Origin of the sequence: Ruminococcus bromii (genome assembly GCF_928721825.1) — a bacterium.
GTDB classification, from domain to species: domain Bacteria; phylum Bacillota; class Clostridia; order Oscillospirales; family Acutalibacteraceae; genus Ruminococcoides; species Ruminococcoides bromii.
In genome coordinates this window covers 700,680-723,231 of sequence record NZ_CAKMVP010000003.1, presented here as the reverse complement: position 1 = coordinate 723,231, position 22,552 = coordinate 700,680, and the positions used below count along the sequence as shown (strand labels likewise).

At 39.9% G+C, this 22,552-nt stretch carries 18 protein-coding genes and 1 other RNA gene; 14 read left to right on the top strand and 5 right to left on the bottom strand.

Features of this window, described 5'->3' with window-relative positions; translation table 11 throughout:
* Positions 1 to 99 precede the first annotated feature (99 nt).
* The 4 genes from QDI94_RS03690 to QDI94_RS03675 all read left to right on the top strand — a co-directional run bounded on the left by QDI94_RS03690 (position 100) and on the right by QDI94_RS03675 (position 3,009).
* A complete protein-coding gene (locus QDI94_RS03690; protein ID WP_278867243.1) occupies positions 100 to 363 on the top strand; it encodes a PqqD family protein in 264 nt (87 codons plus the stop codon).
* The gene (locus QDI94_RS03685; protein ID WP_101029253.1) at positions 356 to 853 is read left to right on the top strand and encodes a S24/S26 family peptidase; all 498 of its coding nucleotides are present in this window, start codon (positions 356 to 358) and stop codon (positions 851 to 853) included. The genes QDI94_RS03690 and QDI94_RS03685 overlap by 8 nt, the downstream gene beginning before the upstream one ends.
* Complete coding sequence (locus QDI94_RS03680) at positions 837 to 2,057, top strand: nucleotidyltransferase domain-containing protein (RefSeq protein WP_278867240.1); 1,221 nt, start codon at positions 837 to 839, stop codon at positions 2,055 to 2,057. The genes QDI94_RS03685 and QDI94_RS03680 overlap by 17 nt, the downstream gene beginning before the upstream one ends.
* 106 nt (positions 2,058 to 2,163) lie before the next feature.
* Complete coding sequence (locus QDI94_RS03675; protein ID WP_278867237.1) at positions 2,164 to 3,009, top strand: DegV family protein; 846 nt, start codon at positions 2,164 to 2,166, stop codon at positions 3,007 to 3,009.
* A 42-nt stretch (positions 3,010 to 3,051) separates the two neighbouring features.
* Here the strand turns inward: QDI94_RS03675 and QDI94_RS03670 are convergent, their stop codons facing one another.
* The 4 genes from QDI94_RS03670 to QDI94_RS03655 form a co-directional block, all read right to left on the bottom strand.
* On the bottom strand, positions 3,052 to 4,743 hold the full coding sequence (locus QDI94_RS03670; protein WP_278867234.1) for an ArnT family glycosyltransferase: 1,692 nt from the start codon (positions 4,741 to 4,743) through the stop codon (positions 3,052 to 3,054).
* A gap of 17 nt (positions 4,744 to 4,760) precedes the next feature.
* Entirely contained in the window at positions 4,761 to 5,723 is a 963-nt protein-coding gene (locus QDI94_RS03665; RefSeq protein ID WP_278867231.1) for an NAD(P)H-dependent glycerol-3-phosphate dehydrogenase, read from the bottom strand.
* Positions 5,724 to 5,779: 56 nt separating this feature from the next.
* Positions 5,780 to 5,971, bottom strand: a non-coding RNA gene (gene ssrS / locus QDI94_RS03660) — 6S RNA.
* 45 nt (positions 5,972 to 6,016) lie between these two features.
* Positions 6,017 to 6,313, bottom strand: a complete 297-nt coding sequence (locus QDI94_RS03655) for a DUF1292 domain-containing protein (protein ID WP_278867228.1) — start codon at positions 6,311 to 6,313, stop codon at positions 6,017 to 6,019.
* 475 nt (positions 6,314 to 6,788) lie between these two features.
* On the opposite strand from QDI94_RS03655, the gene QDI94_RS03650 reads away from it, so the two are divergent.
* From QDI94_RS03650 to addA, 10 genes are all read left to right on the top strand, one after another.
* Complete coding sequence (locus tag QDI94_RS03650; protein ID WP_278867225.1) at positions 6,789 to 7,469, top strand: sugar transferase; 681 nt, start codon at positions 6,789 to 6,791, stop codon at positions 7,467 to 7,469.
* Between the two features lie 23 nt (positions 7,470 to 7,492).
* Positions 7,493 to 8,995 carry an O-antigen ligase family protein gene (locus QDI94_RS03645; protein WP_101029246.1) on the top strand — a complete coding sequence of 501 codons (1,503 nt, stop codon included), beginning with the start codon at positions 7,493 to 7,495 and terminating at the stop codon, positions 8,993 to 8,995.
* Between the two features lie 84 nt (positions 8,996 to 9,079).
* On the top strand, positions 9,080 to 10,990 hold the full coding sequence (locus QDI94_RS03640; RefSeq protein ID WP_278867222.1) for an NAD(+) synthase: 1,911 nt from the start codon (positions 9,080 to 9,082) through the stop codon (positions 10,988 to 10,990).
* A gap of 25 nt (positions 10,991 to 11,015) precedes the next feature.
* Positions 11,016 to 11,516, top strand: a complete 501-nt coding sequence (locus QDI94_RS03635) for an LURP-one-related/scramblase family protein (RefSeq protein ID WP_015523762.1) — start codon at positions 11,016 to 11,018, stop codon at positions 11,514 to 11,516.
* Between the two features lie 190 nt (positions 11,517 to 11,706).
* On the top strand, positions 11,707 to 12,189 hold the full coding sequence (locus QDI94_RS03630) for an Lrp/AsnC family transcriptional regulator (RefSeq protein WP_015523763.1): 483 nt from the start codon (positions 11,707 to 11,709) through the stop codon (positions 12,187 to 12,189).
* Entirely contained in the window at positions 12,189 to 13,364 is a 1,176-nt protein-coding gene (locus QDI94_RS03625) for a pyridoxal phosphate-dependent aminotransferase (RefSeq protein ID WP_415946823.1), read from the top strand. Before QDI94_RS03630 ends, QDI94_RS03625 begins: the two co-directional genes overlap by 1 nt.
* A 3-nt stretch (positions 13,365 to 13,367) precedes the next feature.
* Positions 13,368 to 14,237, top strand: a complete 870-nt coding sequence (ispE, locus tag QDI94_RS03620) for a 4-(cytidine 5'-diphospho)-2-C-methyl-D-erythritol kinase (protein ID WP_270260714.1) — start codon at positions 13,368 to 13,370, stop codon at positions 14,235 to 14,237.
* 73 nt (positions 14,238 to 14,310) lie between these two features.
* A complete protein-coding gene (gene spoIIR / locus QDI94_RS03615; protein WP_278867217.1) occupies positions 14,311 to 14,913 on the top strand; it encodes a stage II sporulation protein R in 603 nt (200 codons plus the stop codon).
* Between the two features lie 103 nt (positions 14,914 to 15,016).
* Positions 15,017 to 18,355, top strand: a complete 3,339-nt coding sequence (locus tag QDI94_RS03610; RefSeq protein WP_278867214.1) for a PD-(D/E)XK nuclease family protein — start codon at positions 15,017 to 15,019, stop codon at positions 18,353 to 18,355.
* A complete protein-coding gene (addA, locus tag QDI94_RS03605) occupies positions 18,355 to 21,915 on the top strand; it encodes a helicase-exonuclease AddAB subunit AddA (RefSeq protein WP_278867210.1) in 3,561 nt (1,186 codons plus the stop codon). The genes QDI94_RS03610 and addA overlap by 1 nt, the downstream gene beginning before the upstream one ends.
* 46 nt (positions 21,916 to 21,961) lie before the next feature.
* Here the strand turns inward: addA and QDI94_RS03600 are convergent, their stop codons facing one another.
* A complete protein-coding gene (locus tag QDI94_RS03600) occupies positions 21,962 to 22,552 on the bottom strand; it encodes an HdeD family acid-resistance protein (RefSeq protein ID WP_015523768.1) in 591 nt (196 codons plus the stop codon).

Sequence of the window (22,552 nt, the reverse complement as noted above, 5' to 3'; positions counted from 1 at the left end):
CGGTAATTTTATGCTCAAATCCTTTTTCTTGCTTTTTGTCGAAAGGTATATTATAATTTAAATATGGATAAAAAATTCACACGGAAAACAGGTGATTTTATGAAGATAAAAGAAGATTTTGTTCTGCGAAAGGTTGCAGATTCGTATGTTGTAGTTCCCGTAAATAAGCTGACGCTTGATTTTAACGGAATTATTAACCTTAACGAAACAGGTGCATTCCTTTTTGAAAAGCTCCAAAACGATTGCGAAAAGGCTGATTTACTCAGTGCAATGCTTGATGAGTATGAAGTGAGCGAACAAAAAGCGAGTGCCGATATTGATTCCTTTATCAAAAAGCTGGAAGAGGCTGATGTCCTTGAATAAAGATGTAAATCTTGATGATGTGATGCAGATTATTGCCGAAAAGCTTGACGCGGGCGGCACGGTCACATTCAATCCAAGGGGGACAAGTATGCTTCCGATGCTCCGTGACGGTGACGATACGGTAGTTTTATCAAAACCGAAGGGAAGGCTCCATCTTTTTGATTTGCCCTTATACAGGAGAAAAGACGGCTCATATGTGCTTCACAGAGTTGTAAACTTTGGCGGTGACGGCAGTTACACGATGTGCGGCGATAATCAGTTTGAGGTTGAAAAGGGCATTACCGATGAGGACATAGTAGGGGTCGTAACGGCTTTTTACAGAAAAGGCAAGCCTTATAAAGTTAATTCGCTGAAGTACAGAGCCTATCTTGAATTTATGTTCTATTCAAAGCCCATAAGACGGGTTATAGTTTCAATTGTTGTAAGAACCAAAAATACATTTGGTAAATTAAAACCGAAAAAAGGAAATAAAAATGAAGAAACATCTTAATGATAATGAAAAAATTGAATTCAAATATCTGCTTGAACTTGTTTCTTCGTCTGTAAACGGCACAGCACCTCCGATTCCTTACGAGGGGATAAAATGGCAGTCGATAAAGATGCTTGCAAAGTATTGCAGTGTGGAAGCTCTTGTTGCCAATGCGGTTTTGACGCTTGACAAAAAATATGTTTCCCCCGAAGTATATGCAAAATTCAAGCAGGAGTTATCGGCTGAAATGCTGATTGACGGAAATCTCTCATATGAAACCGAAAAGATTCTCAAGGCTTTTGATGAAAACAAAATTAAGAATATTCCCTTAAAGGGCTATTTTATGAAAAAGGAATATCCTCGTTCCGATTTCCGTTCCGTGTCTGATGTTGATATTCTGTTTGACAGAAAGCAGATTGATTCGGTCAAAAAAGTATTTTCCAAACTCGGATACACTTTTCTGAATGAAGATGACAACCAGTATCATTTTGAAAAAAAACCGATGATGAACATTGAAATGCATGCAACTCTTGTCCATGAAAACGAGGAATCCTATCCGTTGCTTGTTAATCAGCTTGACCGTTCAATAAAGCGTGACGGCTACAGCTATTCATATGAAATGAGCCATGAGGACTTTTATATTTATATGCTTGTTCATAACTCGAATCATTTCAGAATCGGCGGAATGGGAGCAAGAATGGTGCTTGACAGCTATGTTTTCTTGAAAAATCATCAATCTGAGCTTGATTATGACTATCTTAATGTGATGCTTGAAAAGATCGGTATTGCAAAGTATGAAAAGCGTGTTCGTGAGATTGCGTTCAACTGGTTTGCAAAGCCACAGGCTGAACTTAAATTTGATGATATCGAAGAATATATTCTGCTCAGCGGTACACTCGGCAGGGTAGATGTTGGCACGATGATAAATTCCCACAAGACAATTACCGAGAATAACAAATCAAAGTTCTCATATCTTGTGTCCTCTATATTTCCACCAAAATCCGAAATGCAGTATAAGTATCCATATGTAAAAAAAACACCGTTCCTTTTACCGATTTCATGGTGTCATATGTGGGGAAAAAGGCTTTTTGTAGACAGAGATATCAATTTTAAATCGGGTATCAAAAACCGTATGTCATACACGGATGAAGATGTAAAATTGTACAAGTCCCTTTTGGATGAAATGGGTTTTGACGGTATTGGGATAAATAATTTCGGAAATTGAATATGCAAATCAACCTCCCGACAGTTTTTGCTGTCGGTTTTTTTGCATAATTAAGGTAAATTTGAAAATAATATTACAAGATATTATTTTGAGGTGATACCCATATATGATCAGAATTATTACCGATTCAGCCGCTGATTTTGAACATTCCGAAAGCGAAAGACTCGGCATTTCAACGGTACCTCTGGCTGTGTTTATTGACGGAAAGGAATATAAGGATGATTTTCTTCATTCAAAGGAACGCTTTTACAGGCTTGCAAAGCTGTCGAAAACTTTGCCGAAAACCTCTCAACCGTCACCGTATGTTTACGAATGTGTCTTAAAAAAGGCGAGAGATAACGGTGACTCGGTTGTTATTATAACTGTTTCCTCTGCATTAAGCGGTTCATATCAGAGTGCAGTTCTTGCAAGAGATTTGCTCGGATATGAAAATTGTTATGTTGTTGACAGCAAATCTGCCTCAGCCGGACAAAAACTTGTTGTGAAAGAAGCTCTGCGGCTTCGTGACAATGGGTTTACGGCTGAAGAAATTGCGGATTCTCTTTTAAAATTCAGAAAAAGAATTATAGTTTATGCCTGCATAGATGATATGAAGTATCTGTATGGCGGCGGCAGACATACAAATGCCGCTGCATTACTCGGCTCAACAGGGAGAATAAAGCCTGTAATCAGTATTGCCGAGTCGGGCAGTGTAGCTTTTGAGGCGAAGACAATCGGAATGCGCCACGGTATGAATCATATGCTGATGTCATTGAAAAAATACGAAATAGACTCAAATTATCCGCTTTATATAATGCACACCAATTCAAGAAACCTTGCATTGTATTTTTCAAAGCTGATAATTTCAAAAGGAGTTGTATTTGATGAGGGCGGTATCGTCAGCGTAGGTTGTGTTGTCGGCAGTCATATAGGAGAGGGCAGCACGGGTATTGCATTTGTCAAAAAAGAGTAAAGAAAAAGCGGACATAATTAACTGTCCGCTTCAATCATTTTATCAGGCTTTTTCGTTTTCTTTCTTTTCGGGAATTTCTTTAAGCTTTCCGACAAATTCTTTGATTTTTGTATATTTGCCGTTGAGAATACACTCAAATGCGAACGACGCTGTAGGAATCATAAGAATTATGTAAGTAAGCACATATTGTGATTTGCCCTCAAACAGCAGATGATAACCGAATGCACCCAACAGAACAAGGGGAAGCAATACTGTTTCTATGTTTGTCTTTTTGTTGAGGAACAGGAAGTAAATTCCCACCGCAAATGCTATGAAAAGAATTTGCATATATAAGTTAAAATACAGTTCAAAGAACTGTCCGATACTGCCGTCGTACATTCCTTTGCCGATCCAATTAAGCTCGTTTGTATGATTTTTAACCTTGCTTACCCAGATGCTTTCGTAGGTTGTTTCGTTCCATTGGCTGGTGATTTTCTTCGAGAAGAAGTCAATCATATAATTACTGTTCTTGCCGAAATAATTCATTCTTGATTTGATATTGCTCCAAGCCTGTGCATTTCCTGCTTTGGCATCAAGCCCCGCATTTCTGTAATCGTCAAGTGCAATACCGTTGTACCAACCGGGAGCCATATAGGAGTCGTTGATACCCATATCAAGATACATAACCTGTGTAACACCGTTTGAAAGCTTAACGCCCGAACGGTTCTCATAGCTCATAATAACAAGGTTGCTTGTTCCGACAACAGCAATGCAGATTGCAAGTGCAAACGCAATGCTCTGCCACTTTTTAGCCTTAATTGTGTGAATAATCAGCATAATAACAAACGCAACAAGATAAATCAGATTGTTGTATTTTGCAAGTGTTGAAATAACGAGAAGTACAGCACACGGAATGAGGAGCAGGTACTTGTTTGTCTGAAAATACTTGATGAGGAAGTATGATGCCCAAATTGCAAAACACATTCCTATAATATTACCATAAACGAAGGTACAGAAGAGAACAGGCTGGAAGCATCCGGCAAGCAAAAGAATTGAAATAAATTCAATCGAACGCTTTTTGAAAAGCAGTTTTGTAATGTTTGCAATTCCCAGATAAGCCGCCGCCGTACACATTACATTGAACACCTGAATGGACATTGTGCTTTCTGTGCCGAAAATTCTGTAAAAAATTTCACTTATAAACACAAAGCCAAGCTGAAACGGATAAAAGTTGTAGTAGGCATATCCGCTGTAAAAGTCGCTGTTGTAAAAACCGCTGTTGTTTTGAAATGACGAATAGTTGCCCTTTGCCGCCTGCGACGCTGTTTCATAGATGTTGTAGCTGTCAGCCGCAGGGACAGAGGTTACCGAGAATATCCACACAAGTCCCACAATCATAACAAAAGCCGCAAGACAGATTTGCATATATTTCAGATTTACCTTTGTAAAAAAGTCATAGTGCTTTTTCATTTTAAATATGAAAACAGTAAACAGAACAGTGAACAGAATGTTAAGTGCAATATTATCCGTTTGATACAAAATTACTTCACTGCCGTAATTTGCCGAATCAAATACGCTTGTCTGCACAAAGCTCATAATTGCGATGTATGCAAATGCTATGAACACGAAAAGGCAAAGAATGTTCACCGCTACATATTCAATCATACTCTGCTTTTGTACGGATGTAACCGTTTTTGCAGTCTGCTTAGATTTTTTTGAATTTTTTGAATTGTTTTTAGCTTTAGTATTACTCATATTATGTACCTGCCCAATTAAAATTCTTTCTTGACAGAACGCATAAACAGAGTACCGAGCGCCTCTTTAATATCTGTACCGTCAAATAAAACATTGTATACAGACTCAACAATCGGAAGGTCAACACCATATTCCTGACCGAGCTTGTATAACGCTTTTGATGTCATAACACCCTCGGCAAGCTTTGTAAATCTGTCTCCCTTTGCAAAGCTTTCACCGTACATCCTGTTGTGACTCCATTTTGAAAACAGGGTAGCCTCATAGTCGCCGAGATGACAAAGACCGTAAGCACTCATTTCATTGCCGCCGAGCGCCTTAATGAGTCGTGCAATTTCCCGTGTGCCTCTTGCCATCAACGCACCTTTAAGAGAGGTGTAGTTAAGACCGTCAAGCATACCTGCCGCAATGCCGATAACATTCTTAGCAGCGGCGCCGATTTCACTGCCGATAAGGTCTGTTCCAAGGTAGAATCTGATAAGGTCGCTTGTAAATTCATTTACGAGCTTTTCCTTAACCTCGTGATTATTGCTGTCGATAACCATACAGTTTGGAATTCCCCTTACATAATCCTGCGGATGTCCGGGACCGACCCACACTGCAACAGGAGTTTTGCTTTCATCAACAAACTCACCGACAACCTCGCTGAGCCTTTTGCCCGTAGTTGCCTCAACACCCTTCATGCAGAGGACAATTGTCTTGCCGTCAAGATTATATTTTGAAATGTCTGCAAAATATGAACGCAGATACTGAGATGAAATCGAAATTATAATAACTTCGGCTCTTTCAATTGCATGCTCAAGGTTTGATGATACCTCTATAGATTTTGGAAATGTGAGGTAATCGTTTTTATATGTTTCTTTAAGCTGTATGAACTCGGGAGCGTCGGCAAGCCCGCAGCTCAAAACATTATGACCGATTTTGTCGAGATACCAGGCAATGCAGCTGCCCCAGCGACCGCAACCTAAAACGGAAATATTCATATTATTACTTCTCCTGTTTATATATTATTGATATTTTATATAGCTTTAATAACAATAAAAAACCCGCCCGACCGTATGATTTTTGGAATAACCTGCCTACTTGAGTGACAGGTGGGTGCCAGCCCTTGAACTTCAGGCTCCCTTCTTCCGAGAAAACGGGAGGTCTGCACACGGTTCAAAGGAGCGAAGCTCCCGATTTAAATGTTGTAGGGTTATTTTAAAATCATTCGCGTATCGGGCAGGAATTTAAACTCACTTACCTGCAATACTATTATATGCAGAAAAAGCTATTATCAGTCGTCTTCGTCATAAAATTCTTCATTATAACGCTTTTCAAAAACAGCGGCAATTCTGTCGAGCTTTTCATCATCTTCAATTTCGGCAAGCTCTTCTTCGCCGTCAATTTCACTAACTTCAAAAATATAATACTCACCGGGATCATTTACCGCGTCCTCCGGATTTTCAAAGAAAGGATAGAGCACATAAAATTTGCCCTCGTCATTTTCAATTATGTCAAGAATTTCAAACTCAATCTCTTCACCGTTATCGCCGATAAGGGTAATGAGATCCAGTGTATATTCGTTAGCCATTTTATAGCCTCCGTTTATTATAAATTTTGTTTTGCTTTCTTTCATATCCATTTTACATTTTTTTGACCGTTTAGTCAAGGCATTTAAGACTTTTGGTTGAAAATAAAAGATATTAAAAAAATAAAAAAGTTTTAAAAAAAGTGTTGACAATCACCAAAAAGCATGATATAGTATAAACAAGATAAATAATATATTGTCTTTAAATTACTAACAACTTCCTTTCTATGTGCTTGATTACTCCATAAAATTACCTAAAAACCGACGGCTGCATACCGTCGGTTTTTACGTTGTATTAAAATGCTTTTATCAAATTGTAAACTTTTTGTAAGAGAAATAGCCTTGAAAATTGATTTTAAAAGATATATAATGCTTTTGATAATGGATTAGTGCGTAAAAATGCGGTATAATCTCCGATTCTCGCATAGGTCTGTTTTCCATATGCTCAATAAACACACAGAATGGAGTTTTTTATTTAATGAAATCATTTCAAAAGCTTCCGCCGCAGTTTCAGTGTGCTGAGGTAAAAGAATACTATGACATTCTTTGCAAAAAGCAAGGCAGTTTTATTTTAAAGCGTGTTCTTGATATTTTTGCGTCTGTCATTTTGCTTGTGTTTCTGATTATACCAATAGCAGTAATTGCCGTTATTATTAAAATTGATTCAAAGGGTTCCGTGTTTTATAAGCAGCAACGAGTTACAACATATGGAAAGAAATTTAAGATTCTTAAGTTTCGTACTATGATAACAGGAGCTGACAAACTCGGCTCACTTGTCACAACTGACTGCGATTCAAGAGTCACCGATATAGGCAGGTTTCTCCGCAAGTATCGTCTTGATGAGCTTCCTCAGATTTTTAATGTTCTTTCAGGCAGTATGTCAATTGTCGGAACCCGACCTGAGGTTCAGCATTATGTTGATATGTATGAGCCGAAATATTTTGCAACTCTGCTTATGCCTGCAGGAATAACCTCTCTTGCATCAATTATGTATAAGGATGAGGAAAAGCTGTTAAAAGGGGAGATGAATGTTGACAGAGTTTATGTTGAGAAAATTCTTCCCGAAAAGATGAAGTTTAACCTTTCATATGTCAAAAATTTCAGCTTTGGATCTGACATTAAGCTGATGCTCAAAACCATTAAAGAGGTTTTCAACTGATTCGTTTTGATTGGAGTATTCAGATGACCGATTTTAAACAAAAGCTAAGAAGATTTTTTTCCGATTCATCGCTTTTCAGGAGAATCTATATTATAGATTTGTTTTTTACCAATATTGCTTTTCTCCAGATTCCTGCTTATGTGCTTCTTGTTTTTCTCTTTATATGGGGCGTCTGCCTTGTGGTGTACAACCAAAGGCGGAACAACACATTCTTTAAACTGCGTTTCGGAATATGGATAGGCGCATTCCTTGCCGTGACTGTATTTTCAATACTTCTCAACTTTTCACAGACAATTCTTTACAGCCTTGTTATGCTGCTGCATTCAGTAATGTGTTTCTTCCTTTTTTACGGAATGCACACAGAGCCTGATTTTGATTACAGAATTGAGCTGTATCACATTGCTAAATTTATCACTTACATCACAACGGTAATGAACATAATCGGCATAAGCTGCCTTATGTTCGGCATAAAATTTGAGTGGTACTGGATTAAGTTCACCGTTTACGAAAACAGATTCACGGGTTGTTATGTCAATCCGAATCTGCTCGGTTTCATAGCAGTGGTGTCGATTTTTTGCTGTCATATGCTCTCAAAGGGACATTTTATGCGCAGGATTGCCGAAAAAATTCCTGAACCCGGCATCAGTAAGATATGGATTGTAGCCTGTCTTGCAACAAATATTTTTTCACTTATTTTGTGTGACTCAAACGCATCGCTTGTGCTTGCTCTCGGATATGCAATTGTTTATATAGTTTATATGTTCTTTGCCGACAAGGCGGGACTTTCACCGTCAAAAATTATTTTGAAAATTACAGCGCTGTTTCTTGTGGGAGTTTTCCTTACAGGCTCTGCCTTAATGTTCAGAACGATTTGTCAGGAAGGCTTTTCCGTTGTTGTATCAAAGACAACCTCTGTTGTCGATTTGCTTTTAGGCAAAACCGAAAGCGAACTTGTGCAGGAAGACCTGACTCCCGAACAGAGAGAACAGCTTGAAAAGGATAAAATAACCTTTTCACACGAAAACAAAAACATTGACAGCGGAAGAAAGAAGCTTTGGCTTGAATCAATCAATCTTTTTAAGCTGTCGCCGATTGTCGGAATCTCAAACGGAAATATCGTTCTCTACAGCGCCGAATATTCAAACGGTGCTTTGGAGTATTCCTATCACAAAAGTGATTTGCACAACGGTTTCCTTACAATTTTGGTTTCAACAGGCATAATCGGTTTTGTTCTTTTCGGAATTTTCGGTTTTCGGTTTGCAAAACACTCCGCACAGCATTTATTTCTTCAGAAAAAAACATACCGTGACGATGTTTACCCCTGTCTGTTTGCTTTTCTTTTCGCATATTTGTTTTTTGCCTGCTTTGAAAAGGCATTGCTCTATGACATATCATTTATGGTGGTATGGTTCTGGCTGATTATGGGCTATATGAGTTGCTACATCACAAAGTTTGAACCGACGCTTGAAAGTCAGTGCCTTTTTCACGGAAAAAGGCTCAAACGCATTACGAGAACAATGCTCTGATGCTTGTATAATCGGAAAATTTGATGTATAATAACCGTAGGAGCGTTTTGCTTCTGCGGTTATTTTTTGGTGAGGTATAGTTTTATGAAATACGGTTTTATCAAGGTTGCATCCGCAACACCGAAAATCAGGGTTGCAGACTGTAAAACCAACACAATAAATATTATTGAACAGATTAAAGAGGCACACAAAAACGGTGCGTCACTGGTTGTGTTTCCCGAGCTTTGTGTAACAGGCTACACCTGTTCGGATTTGTTTTATCAGCGTGTTTTGCTCAATGCGGCTGAAAAATCAGTTGAGAAAATTCTTAAAGAAACAGCAGACCTTGACATAATCTCAATTGTTGGTGTTCCCGTCGCAATTGAATCGGCACTCTATAATTGTGCCGCAGTAATTTATAAGGGAGATATCCTCGGCATTGTACCTAAGGTCAACATCCCTAACTACAGCGAATTTTACGAGGTTCGTCACTACACAAGCGGTAAGAACCTCTATGATGAAATTTCATATGCAGGCGCAGAAACCGTAATTTCGGATAACCTTGTTTTCTGTTGTGACAAAATGCGTGATTTCATCTTCGGTGTTGAAGTTTGCGAGGATTTGTGGGTTGCCGCATCTCCGTCTGTTGAACACGCAAAACACGGTGCAACTATAATCTGCAACCCGTCAACATCGGATGATGTAATAGGCAAGGCACAGTATCGCCGTGACCTTGTAAAAATGCAGAGCGGTAAGCTTTGCTGTGCATACATTTACAGCGATTCGGGCTTTGGCGAAAGCACAACGGATATGGTATTTTCGGGACAGAACATAATCTCCGAAAACGCATCTCTGCTTGCAGAAAGCAAGCGTTTTACAACAGGCATTATCTATGCAGACATTGATGTTCAAAAGCTTTCGGCAGAACGCAGAAAAACAAATACTTTCACAAAAAGTGATGACAATAACTTTACCTCGGTATATTTTGATATGCCTATAAAACAGACAAAGCTTTCAAGAGAGTTCTCTCGGACTCCGTTCATTCCGTCAAACAAATCAGACCTTGACGCCCGTTGTGAGGAGATTATAACAATGCAGGCAACAGGTCTTGCAACAAGACTTGCTCACACGGGAATTCAAAATGCGGTTTTAGGACTTTCGGGCGGTCTTGACAGTACGCTTGCTCTCATCGTCTGCGTTCATGCTTTTGATATGCTCGGTATTGACAGAAAGAATATTCATACTGTAACAATGCCGTGTTTCGGTACAACAAAGCGTACAAAGTCAAATGCTCAGCTTCTGGCTGAGGCATACGGAGTGTCTTTTGAAGATATTAACATTACAAAGGCTGTTCGTCAGCATTTTGCGGATATCAACCACGATGAAAGCGTTACAAATATAACCTACGAAAACTCACAGGCGAGAGAGAGAACACAGATTCTTATGGACCTTTCAAACAAATATAACGGTCTTGTTATCGGCACAGGCGACCTATCTGAGCTTGCTCTCGGCTGGGCAACCTACAACGGTGACCATATGAGTATGTATGCCGTAAATGTGTCAATTCCGAAAACCCTTGTCCGCTATCTCACTGCCTATGAGGCACAGCACAGCGAAGGAGTTCTAAAAACCGTTCTTCTTGATGTTCTCGACACACCTGTAAGTCCCGAACTTCTTCCGCCAGATAAAAACGGCGAAATTGCACAGAAAACCGAAGATGTGGTTGGTCCTTATGAACTCCACGACTTTTTCTTATATTATTTGGTAAGATTTGGTTTCGAGCCGAATAAAATATACTACCTTGCAAAGAAATCATTTGCGGGAAAATACGATAATGCCACAATCAAAAAGTGGCTCACAACCTTTGTCAGAAGATTTTTTACTCAGCAGTTCAAGCGTTCATGTCTGCCTGACGGACCGAAGGTTGGTTCTGTAACACTTTCGCCTCGTTCAGACTGGAGAATGCCGAGTGATGCGTGTGTAAACCTTTGGCTTGAAAATCTTGAAGAAGATTAAGAAATAAAATTTTGACGGTGATTTTATGAAATTGTTTATTACACGAGATGTATCTCCGTCCGATGTTTGTTTTTTGATTCGTGATGAATTGGGCAGGGATAAATATACTGCTGTTATGAAACGCAGAAAGAGAAGTATGCGTGGTGTTGTCAACAACATTGTAAGGCTTAATATTCTTGATGAGAATAAAAACCTTGTTGCAAGACTTCGACAGTTACCCGTTGCAGGAGTAAATTCATTTACTCTAAAAACAGACAAAACAGCGGCAACCCTCGTGGTGCTTATGACCAACAATATGGTTCAATGCAGATTCTACGGCAATAATTGGAGAATTCTCGGTGATGTAATTTCAAAAAATTTCAGCATTGTTGATGTTGACAACGCACAGATATGCAACCACATCAAGCACCCTTTAGGGTGCGAACTTGAAATTGCCGATGCGCAAAACGAATTGATATGTTTAATGACCGCCTTATGCGTCAATATGATAAATACAGTTGACAAGCGAGAGGTACAGGTTGTATAATCTATGTGCAGACAGTTCCCACCGCTAAAGCTATGTGAACTGCCACAGAGCAAGCAAATAACAGTGCAAACATCGCAGATAAATATTAAAAATTGAAATTGTCAAAGCGACATCCTTTGATGTCGCTTTTTGCAAATTCAGCCTGCAACGCAAAATTTTGCGTTTAATATATTCTCAGGGAGGAATAAATATGGACAAATTATTAAAGCTTTTAAGTGAAAATTCCGGTTTTACAACAGCGGAAATAGCGGCAATGCTCGGCGAGCCTGAGGATTACATTAAGGCGCAGATTAAGGAATACGAAAATTCGGGGGTAATCAAGGGTTATCAGGCAGTTGTAAACTGGGATATGGTTGACGACAGCTATGTTGAGGCTTTAATTGAACTTCAGGTAACTCCCAAAAAAGAAACAGGCTTTGACGAAATGGCAGAACTCTGCATGGGCTTTGAAGAGGTGGAATCTCTCTATCTTATGGCAGGCACATATGACTTTGCTCTCATTGTAAGAGGCGAGTCAATGCAGGACATCGCAATGTTTGTTGCCAAAAAGCTTTCTACAATTGACGGTGTGCTTTCAACGGGTACACACTTTATTATGCGCCGCTACAAGGACAGAGGGGCATGCCTTTTCAGCGATGAAGAGAAGCGTGACGGGAGGCATTTGATTCTGTGATAGATTACAATAATTTTATTAACAAAAAGATTTCAACGGTAAAACCTTCGGGTATCCGTAAGTTTTTTGATATAGCTAACGAAATGGACGATGTCATTTCCCTGAGTATCGGCGAACCCGATTTTCAGACGCCGTGGCACATCCGTGAAGAGGGCATTAACAGCCTGAAAAAAGGTAAGACATGGTATTCTCCGAACAGAGGCTTTGCCGAGCTTCGTGAGGAAATTGCAGCTTACTACAAGAGAAGATTCGGTATTGAGTACGACGCCAAAAAGCAGACTCTTGTAACTGTCGGCGGCAGTGAAGCAATTGACCTTGTTTTCAGGACATTGCTTGATCCGGGTGATGAGGTTATCATTCCCGAACCTTCATTTGTTTGTTACGAACCGCTTACAGTGATGGCAGACGGCGTGCCTGTTATTATCAACACAAAAAACGAAGATAATTTCAGACTTAAAGCGTCAGACCTTCGTGCAGCAATTACTCCAAAGACAAAACTTCTTGTACTTCCGTTCCCGAACAATCCGACGGGTGCAATTATGGAGAGAAAAGACCTTGAAGAAATTGCAGAGGTTATCAGGGAACACAATCTGTTTGTACTTTCCGACGAAATCTATTGCGAGCTTACATACGGTAATAAGAACCATGTTTCAATCGCTGAAATTGACGGTATGTACGAGCGTACAATCGTTGTAAACGGCTTTTCAAAATCATATGCCATGACAGGCTGGAGGCTTGGTTATGCACTCGGTCCTGTTCCTGTTATTGCTCAGATGACAAAGCTCCACCAGTACGGAATTATGTCTGCTCCTACAACCGCACAGTATGCAGCAATTGAGGCTCTGCGCAACGGTGATAGGGATGTAGAAATGATGCGCGGCGAGTATGATATGAGGAGAAGGCTTGTTGTGGACAGCTTTAACGCAATGGGACTCACCTGCTTTGAACCTTTGGGTGCATTCTATGTGTTCCCGTGTATCAAAAGCACAGGTCTTACAAGTGAGGAATTCTGTACAAGACTTATTGTGGACAAGCATGTTGCCGTTGTTCCGGGTACTGCGTTCGGTGAATCGGGCGAAGGCTTTGTCCGTGTGTCATATTCATATTCTATCAAGCATCTTAAAATTGCGCTTGAAAGAATCAAAGAGTTTCTTGATGAGCTGAAAAAGGGTTAAAATATGGAAGTAAAAGTTCTTGCTCCTGCAAAAATAAATCTTTCTCTCGATGTTCTTTCAAAGAGAGCAGACGGTTATCACAATATTTCAACCGTTATGCAAGCCGTTGATTTGTATGATACAATCACAATTACAGACAATGAAAGCGGCACGGTGACAATTTCATGTAACTGTGAGGGCGTGCCGTGCGACGATTCAAATATCTGTGCAAAGGCGGCTTACAAGTTTTTTGACTATTGCAAAACGGATGTTAAGGGCGTTCATATCGACATTGACAAGAAAATTCCCACACAGGCAGGTCTTGCCGGAGGAAGCAGTGACGGTGCGGCTGTTATTTTAGGCTTGAACAATATGTTCGGAACAATGCTCAAGCCTGCCGAGATGAGAGAAATCGGTGAAAAGGTAGGCGCGGATGTACCTTTCTGCCTTGAGGGCGGAACAAAGCTTTGCACGGGAATAGGCACTGCAATCAAAAAAGTTGCCTCTTTTCGTTGCGACAGCATTGTAATCTGCAAACCCGACACAGTCAGCGTGTCTACTGCCGATGCGTACAAAAAGGTTGACGCACTCAATCCTCACGCCTGCTACACGGATGAAATGGTAAAGGCTCTGTTCAGCAGAGATATGTTTATGATTTCAACAACAATCTTCAATGACTTTGAACTTGCTCTGCAAATTCCGGAAGTTAATGAAATCAAGGGTATTATGCTCAAGTCAAAGGCAAGGGGAGCAGGTATGAGCGGTTCGGGTTCAGCCGTGTTCGGTGTTTTTACTTCATCACGAAGAGCCAAGAAATGCTATGACAAGCTTTGTGAAAGCTACAAAGAAGTTTTTCTCTGCAAGCCCGTTTCAGACGGTTGCAAGGTGCTTTGATAAAATTTAATAATTCTGATTAAAATTACAGTAACCTGTCCATACTCATTTTAAGAGAGGACGGGTTATTTTTATGAAAACAAACAAATCAATACTTTTAATCAAATCCGCTGTAATCGCATTCATACTTACAACACTCTATTCGGTAATTCCGTTTCAGGCTGTATGCACTGAAATTCCGAACGATGTTTTCCGTTTTCACATACTTGCAAATTCAGACACGGAAGAAGATCAGACTCTGAAACTCAAGGTGCGTGACAAGGTTCTTGAAAAGACGAAAATACTTTTTGATACGGCAAATTCAAAATCGGATGCCGAAGAATATGTAAAAGCAAACCTTGATGCTATAGAAGAAATCGCACAGAATGAGGTGTACAAAAACGGCTATAACTATCCTGTAAAAGCTGAAATTGTCAATATGCACTTTGATACACGCTGTTACGAAAGCTATACACTGCCCGCAGGAATGTACGACGCACTTCGCATAACAATCGGCAATGCAGAAGGGCATAATTGGTGGTGCGTTATGTATCCGTCAATCTGCATTTCAACGGTTGATGAGGGAAAAAGCAGGGCGAAGAACGCTCTTTCTGACGATGAATACAGCGTTGTAACGGATGAAAAGGTGGAATACAAATTTTTTATGGTAGAACTTTTTCAGAGGATTTTTGGTTGATATCGGCAAAGTCCTTTTAATAACCCACAGAATATGTTATTATTTGTACAGATGTTTAAAATAAAATTACTTTGTTGTAAATTAAATTTATGGAAGTGATGAAATGTTGAGATTTATTCTCGGGAAAAGCGGCAGCGGGAAAAGTACCGAGACTTTGAAGATTGCAGGCGAACTTGCCGACAGCAATCTTCCTGTAATGCTGATTGTGCCTGACCAGAGCACATTTGAATGTGAAAAAACTCTGCTCGATGTGTTCGGGGCAAAAAAAGCCGAGAAAGTTCTTGTATTCGGATTTTCAAGACTTTGCAAATATGTTTTTGAGTTGACGGGAAACTCAGCCGATAATGTTATTGACGAGGGTACAAGAGCCGTTGTAATGAGCCTTGCGCTTGAAGAACTTACCGAAAAACTCCGTCTGCTTTCTTCAAAAGGCAGCAAAAGCCTTGTTGATGTTATGCTGCAGACTGTTTCCGATTTGAAGAAAAGCTCGGTTACAAGCGATGAACTCAGAAGTGCGTCAAGGCTTGTTGACGATGAAACCTTAAAGACAAAACTTAACGAAACCGCCCTCATAAGCGATACATTCGACGCTCTTGTCAGCCAAAGCTATATTGACCCTATGGATGACCTGACAAGGCTTAATGATATTCTTTTAAAGAATAATGTCCTCAGAGATTATACGATAATCTTTGACGGATTTTCAGGCTTTACAATGCAGCAGCTCAAGGTGGTAAGAAGCCTTATGCGCGATTGTGCCGCTACATATTTTACGCTCACGCTTGATCCTCTGACAGACGGTTCGGAAGAGGTTTTTGCAACCTCACAGCAGACATATAAAATTCTCAAGGAATATGCAAAGCGTGACGGAGTTGATATTAAAGCTCCGATAAAACTGACTGATTTACATCGGTTTAAAAATAACGAATTGACTTTGCTTGAACAAAACATTTTCAGAACACACCTTGAACCGCTTGAGATTTCTCCTGAAAATATCTGCGTTTACAATGCTGTTGATATGTATGATGAATGTGAGTATGTCGCAAGAAAAATCAAGGGTCTTGTTATTGAAAAGGGTTATCTTTATTCGGATATTTCCGTTATCTGCCACGATATCGACCCGTACAAGGGTATTTTATCAGAAATTCTTGAAAAATATGAAATTCCTTATTTCAGCGATGAACACGCCGATATTGATGTAAAACCGGTAATAAGGCTTGTAAACTCAATTTTCAGATGTATTGTTTTTGATTTTGAGAGAGAAGATGTGCTTGCTCTTTTGAAGTCGGGTTTAACCGAATTTTCTGTTGAAGAAATAAGTCTTTTTGAAAACTACCTTTTTGTATGGAATGTTTCAGGTTCGGCATTCAAGAATGAATTTATTCAGAATCCAAAGGGCTATTCTGACAGGTTTTCGGATTATGACAGAGAGGTTCTTGTAAAGGTTGAAAATCTGCGTGAATCAGTTATTGAACCGTTACTTCTATTCAAAGAAAATGCAAAGGATAAAAACGGACTTGAAATTTCAAAGCTGTTCTATGCACTCCTTGAAGAACTTAAAGTCCCCGATGCATTACGAAGAATGTATGCCGATTTTGAGAGCTCCGACGATAAAGCAGTCGGTGCGGAACAGATAAGAATCTGGAATATGCTTATGTCTGTTCTCGATAAAACCGCCGCAGTAATCGGCACAAAAGCAATGACTGTAAAGCGTTATTACGAGCTTTTGAGCCTGCAAATTTCAGCAATGCAGTTGTCGGATATTCCCAGAACAGTTGACTGCGTAACGATAACAACCGCTCAAAGGGTACGAATTTCTAAGCAGAAAGCGTCATTCCTCATAGGCTGTGTTGACGGCATTTTCCCTGCAATACCGCACACCGCCGGAATATTTTCGCCTTTTGAGCTGAAAATGCTTGCAATGAACAAGGTTGAAATCGGTGACGATTTTGCCGCACTCAACAACCTTGAAACATTTATGGCATATTCCTGTATGACTTCTGCGAGCGAGTATTTGTCGGTATCCTTTTATTTGACGGATATATCGGGTGCAAGCTATCAGCCGTCCGAAATCGTACTTCAGTGCAAAAAGGTATTCAAAAACATCGTTGCATACGACAGGTTCGACTTTGACGCCAAAAAAGAGAGTATGTACGCACTTCGTCCTGCTTTTGACGCTGTTGCCGAGATGCTTGGCAGGGGCGAAAAAGTTCCCGAATCTTTGCTTGAAGTCTTTTCTAAAATTACTGAATATTCGGCAAAAATGGATTCGCTTAAAAATGCAAGGGATAAGGTTCCTTTTAAAATAAATGAGAGTCAAAATGCCGAAAGGCTTTTTGGCGGCAATCTTAGTATTTCAGCGTCACAGCTTGAAAAATTTAATCTTTGCAGGTTTTCATATTTCTGTAACTACGGCTTGAATGTTCGGGAAAGACTAAAGGCAGAGATCAACCCCATGCAGTACGGAACGATCGTTCATTATATACTTGAACGCTTTTTCAGAGAGTATTCTAAGGAACAGTATTCCGTGATGGATGAGGATGAACTTTCAAAAATTTTCAGTACATATATTTCTGAATACGCTGCTGCACATTTTGGAGAGGTGCAAACAAAACAAAATTCATTTATGTACCGTATAAAACTAATTCTCGAAAATGTGCTCCGCCTTGTGAAGCACACAATTGATGAGCTTACTCAAAGCGAATTTTTTGTTACCGATTGCGAACTTAAAATCGGCGAGGATGTTCCGTCCTACACGGTTGTACTTCCCGACGGCCACAAAATCGCAGTCTGCGGAAGTGTTGACCGAGTGGATATTATGCAGAAAAACGGCACAACTTACTTGCGTGTGATTGACTATAAAACAGGATCAAAGGAGTTTAAGCTCTCGGATGTTCTTTACGGAATCAATCTTCAGATGCTATTGTATCTTCATTCAATTGAGGTGTCGGGCAGTGACAGATACGGGGATATTATTCCTGCCGGGATTTTGTATATGCCTGCAACCGTTCCGTATATTTCGTCAGACAGTCTGAAATCAATTGACAAGCTTCCTGACGAGCTTAATAAAAAGCTCAAGATGAACGGACTTTTGCTCAAGGACACAGAAATAATTCACGGAATGGATAAGACCGACGCAGCAACATATATTCCTGTAAAAATAAAAGCCGGTGAACCGGTTTCGTCAACAAGCCTTGCAACACTTGAAGAGTTTGGAAAAATTTTCCAAAAGGTTGATATGCTTATTGCTGAAATGGGCAAAAACATCTATAACGGCAATATTGAGGCAAGACCGCTGAAGGGCGGTCACGATTCGTGTGAATACTGCCCTTACGACAGCGTATGTGCCTACAGACGAAGTAATCCGATAAACTGCTTTTCAGTTGATAACAAGACCGTTATCGAAGAAATTACAAATGAAATTAACGGAAAGGAGGAAGAGTAATGTCAAGAAATTGGACTTTGCAACAGAAAAATGCAATCTATGCGACAGACGGCTCAGTGCTTGTATCGGCTGCCGCAGGTTCAGGCAAAACTGCCGTGCTTGTAGAACGGGTAATTCAGCTTATTACACGGGAGAAAAATCCCCTTGATGTTGACCGCCTCCTTATCGTAACCTTCACAAGAGCGGCGGCTGCCGAAATGCGTGAAAGAATACAGGCGGCAGTCAACAAACTTCTTGAAGATGATCCGTATAATGCTCATTTGCTTGCGCAGCGACAGCTTTTGTACAGTGCGAACATATCTACAATAGATAGCTTTTGCGGAGATATTGTCCGTGAATATTTTCATACGCTCGATGTTGCAAGAGATTTTCGTATTGCCGATGAGGGAGAACTTGAAATTCTCCGACAGGAGGCACTCAACATTGTTTTTGAGCATTTTTATGATATTGAGGATAAAGGATTTCTTTGCTTGCTCGATGTTTTTGCGGGAAAACAGGGCGATCAAAAATTGCGTGAAACAGTCCTTAAAATTTCCGAGTTCCTCACCACTCAGCCGTTTCCCGATAAATGGCTTGATGATATGTCGGAAAAATATTCCGAAACACAAATTTCAAAATCCGTGTGGGGAAACATTATAATTGATTATGCCCGAAATGCTGTACTCCACGCAATCAATCTGACGGAAAATTCATTAAAAAGACTCAGCGAGGACGCAAAGCTTTATGAGAAGCTCTCGCCGTTGTTTGAGGGTGACAAAGCATATTTTACGCTTGTTCAGAAAAAGTTTGCCAAATCGTCATGGGACGAAATTGTTCGTGCGGTAAGTTCTTTTGAAGTCGGCAGAATGACAGCTCCAAAAGGCTACAAGGATAATCCTATCAAGGTTTTCGTTTCATCAAACAGAGATGAAGTAAAAAATACCGTGAAAAAACTTCAATCGGTATTTGCAATGAAAGAGGAAAGTATAAGAAAAGAATTATCTCAGCTTCATAAATTTATAACGGCATTGTTTGTTCTTACTCGTGAGTATGACAAAAAGCTGTCCGAACTAAAAGTAAAGAAAAATATCCTCTCATTTGCCGATATTGAATCGCTTACCGTAAAACTTCTTGCAAAGCCTGATGATGAAAACGGCTACGCAAAAACCGTTCAGGCTCAGGAAATTTCAAACAGGTTTGACGCCGTTATGGTTGATGAATTTCAGGATGTAAACGATGTTCAGGATCTTATATTTAAATCTGTCAGTAAGGATGAAAGCAATCTCTTTGTGGTCGGCGATGTAAAGCAGAGCATCTACGGGTTCCGTCAGGCAAAGCCTGAAATCTTTATTGAACGGAAAAATGAATATAGGCGATTTAATGAGAATAACACCGAATATCCCGCAACTATAATTCTCGACAGGAATTTTCGCAGCCGTTTTGAAGTATGTGATGCAGTCAACTTCATTTTTGAAAGAATAATGACTAAAGAAACCGCCAAAATGGAATACAATTCCGACGAAAGGCTTGTAAACGGCGCTGAATTTCCTGATTCGAATAATTGCAATTTTGAAATTTCATTGCTTGAAGCCGAAAATTCCGATTCCGATAAAGAAGAAATTGAGGCGAAGTACATAGCTGACAAAATCCACAAAATGATAAACTCGGGATTCAGGGTTAAAGACGGAGATGTAATGCGAGAGGCACGCTACGGCGATTTTGCGATAATTCTTCGCAGTCCGAGCGGAAAGGCCACAACTTATGTCAATACGCTCATTAACAGCGGTATTCCTGCCTACAGCGAGAAAAAATCAAATTTTTTTGAGGCTGTTGAAATCAAAATTATGCTCAATTTTTTGCGTGTAATCGACAATCCGGGAATTGATATTCCGCTTCTGTCGGTTTTGTGCAGTCCTATGTATGCGTTCACTCCCGACGAACTTGCAGAAATGCGTTGTGACAGCAGAAAAATTTCGCTGTATGCTTCTGTTTGCAAGTATGCCGATACAAACGACAAAGCGAAAAAATTTGTTGATGAACTTAAAATTCTGCGTGACTGTGCCTGCACAAATTCCGTTGACAGCCTCATCTCCAAAGCGTGTGAAATTACCGGCTTTATGTCAATTTCACTTGCCGTCAGCGGTAACGACTCGGCGCTTAGAAACCTTGAACTGCTGCGAGAATACGCAAGAAGCTTTGAGAAAAACGGCTACAAAACGCTTTCGGATTTTATTTCATATACTGACAAGCTGATTGCCAACAAGACAAATCTTGACGCTTTTTCACAAAATGACGGTGACACAACAAACGCTGTAAGAGTTCTCAGTATTCATGCTTCAAAAGGACTTGAATTTCCGGTATGCTTTTTAGCAGATATAACACACCAATTCAATAAGAACGATCTCAAAAACGATATTCTTCTTGACAGTAAGGCAGGAATAGGAATCAAGGTTCAGCGCAACGGTGTTGTTTATAATACTTTTCCGCGTCTTGCAACAGGGCTTAAAATCGAAGAAAACCTTATTGCCGAGGAAATGCGTGTGCTTTATGTTGCTCTCACACGGGCAAAGGAAAAACTGATTTGTGTCGGTGCGGTTAAGAAGTGTTACGATTACCTTGAAAGGCTGTATTCAAAGCTTGTTTTTGAAAGCATAATTGAACCCTATGCCATTACAAGCTGTCAAAGCTACTGCGACTGGATTTGCCTTTGTGCATTGGTTCATCCGTCACTTAACAATTTGCGTAACGATATTATGTCGGGAGCAAAGATTATTCCGTACAACGGAGAATCAGATTGGAAATTGCAGATTGTAAAACGGGAACAGTCTTCTGACAACGAGAATGTTTTTGAGGATGACATAACCTCTGTCGGATTGCTTCAGGCTGTCGGCGTGAGCGATGAATCTTTTGATTATGCAAAGCTTTTGAAAAAGAATCTTGATTTCAAATACAGAAACAGGGATATTCTTTCGCTTCCGCAAAAGGTCAGCGCGTCCGATATTGCACACAGTCAGAACAGCGATTACTTTGAAAAGATTCTTTCAAAACCGTTATTTATTGCCGAAAAAAATTCCGCTCCCGTTGCAAGAGGTACCGCTCATCATAAGTTTTTGCAATACTGCAATTTTGAACAGGCAAGAGCAAGTCTTGATACTGAAATTGACCGTCTTTTAAATGACGGAAAACTTACACAGGAACAGGCTGAAATGATTGACAGAAAAACGCTTACTGAATTTCTGTCAACCAAACTAATTGACCGTATAATTGCATCACAGTTTGTAATGCGTGAAAAACGCTTTACAGCAAGGCTTAAGCCCTCGGAAGTATTTGATGAATATAAAGGTGTAAAAACCGATGCAACAGTAATAATTCAGGGCGCGGTTGACCTTGCGTTTGTTGAGGACGGAAAGCTTGTTATTGTCGATTACAAAACCGACAGGGTAAAAGATATAACAAAACTTGCAGGACTTTACAAGAAGCAACTTGATTTGTACAAATCGGCGATGGAACAGTCCGAAGAACTTACCGTCAAAGAATGTATTCTTTGCAGTATTCACCTCGGCTCATATATTACCTTATAACAAAAAAGAAAACCGTCCGTAAAATCTGCGGACGGTTTAATCATATTCAGTTTATATCGGTTGCTTCTGCATCAATCATTCTTTGATTGCGGTCGTATTCTTTGTGATAACGGCTGAGCAGAATAATAAGTGAAAATCCCGAAACACCTTCATAAATAAGCGCAATTCCGAGTGCAATCATAAGCAATGCGCCGAAAATGTTTGTAAAGAAAATTGTTGTAAGACTGAACATAATCATTACAATTGCTATAATAAACGGAATCCACCATTTTCTCATACCGAGCGATCTCAGCGTGAGCGAATGTTTCATATCCATAATGCTGTCAACAATAATGATAATGCCAATCGGAATATTGATTATTGCCGCAATTGAAGTGGGTGAAAACAAAGCAAAAATACCGAACCCGGTTGAAATAACGCCTATTACAAGTTCAAAGTACATTCCGCCTTCTCTGTCAACAAAGAAAGAAATTATGTTGAACAGTCCATAAACAGTCATCGCACCGCCGAGTGCATAGCACAATACATCAAGCACCTTTTGCGGAAAGACAACCGTCACAATGCCGAGTACGATATAGGCGAGAGAGGTCATCATCATAGTAGCCGCTGGATTTTTCTTTTTCTTATGTTCACTCAT

Excerpts from the sequence above, each read along its gene's own strand:
- QDI94_RS03610 (WP_278867214.1), top strand. The coding sequence starts at position 15,017 with ATGTTGAGATTTATTCTCGGGAAAAGCGGCAGCGGGAAAAGTACCGAG.
- QDI94_RS03635 (WP_015523762.1), top strand. The coding sequence starts at position 11,016 with ATGAAATTGTTTATTACACGAGATGTATCTCCGTCCGATGTTTGTTTT.
- QDI94_RS03690 (WP_278867243.1), top strand. The coding sequence starts at position 100 with ATGAAGATAAAAGAAGATTTTGTTCTGCGAAAGGTTGCAGATTCGTAT.
- QDI94_RS03600 (WP_015523768.1), bottom strand. The coding sequence starts at position 22,552 with ATGAGTGAACATAAGAAAAAGAAAAATCCAGCGGCTACTATGATGATG.
- QDI94_RS03665 (WP_278867231.1), bottom strand. The coding sequence starts at position 5,723 with ATGAATATTTCCGTTTTAGGTTGCGGTCGCTGGGGCAGCTGCATTGCC.
- QDI94_RS03670 (WP_278867234.1), bottom strand. The coding sequence starts at position 4,743 with ATGAGTAATACTAAAGCTAAAAACAATTCAAAAAATTCAAAAAAATCT.
- QDI94_RS03680 (WP_278867240.1), top strand. The coding sequence starts at position 837 with ATGAAGAAACATCTTAATGATAATGAAAAAATTGAATTCAAATATCTG.
- QDI94_RS03675 (WP_278867237.1), top strand. The coding sequence starts at position 2,164 with ATGATCAGAATTATTACCGATTCAGCCGCTGATTTTGAACATTCCGAA.
- QDI94_RS03655 (WP_278867228.1), bottom strand. The coding sequence starts at position 6,313 with ATGGCTAACGAATATACACTGGATCTCATTACCCTTATCGGCGATAAC.
- QDI94_RS03630 (WP_015523763.1), top strand. The coding sequence starts at position 11,707 with ATGGACAAATTATTAAAGCTTTTAAGTGAAAATTCCGGTTTTACAACA.
- QDI94_RS03645 (WP_101029246.1), top strand. The coding sequence starts at position 7,493 with ATGACCGATTTTAAACAAAAGCTAAGAAGATTTTTTTCCGATTCATCG.
- addA (WP_278867210.1), top strand. The coding sequence starts at position 18,355 with ATGTCAAGAAATTGGACTTTGCAACAGAAAAATGCAATCTATGCGACA.
- QDI94_RS03640 (WP_278867222.1), top strand. The coding sequence starts at position 9,080 with ATGAAATACGGTTTTATCAAGGTTGCATCCGCAACACCGAAAATCAGG.
- ispE (WP_270260714.1), top strand. The coding sequence starts at position 13,368 with ATGGAAGTAAAAGTTCTTGCTCCTGCAAAAATAAATCTTTCTCTCGAT.
- QDI94_RS03650 (WP_278867225.1), top strand. The coding sequence starts at position 6,789 with ATGAAATCATTTCAAAAGCTTCCGCCGCAGTTTCAGTGTGCTGAGGTA.
- spoIIR (WP_278867217.1), top strand. The coding sequence starts at position 14,311 with ATGAAAACAAACAAATCAATACTTTTAATCAAATCCGCTGTAATCGCA.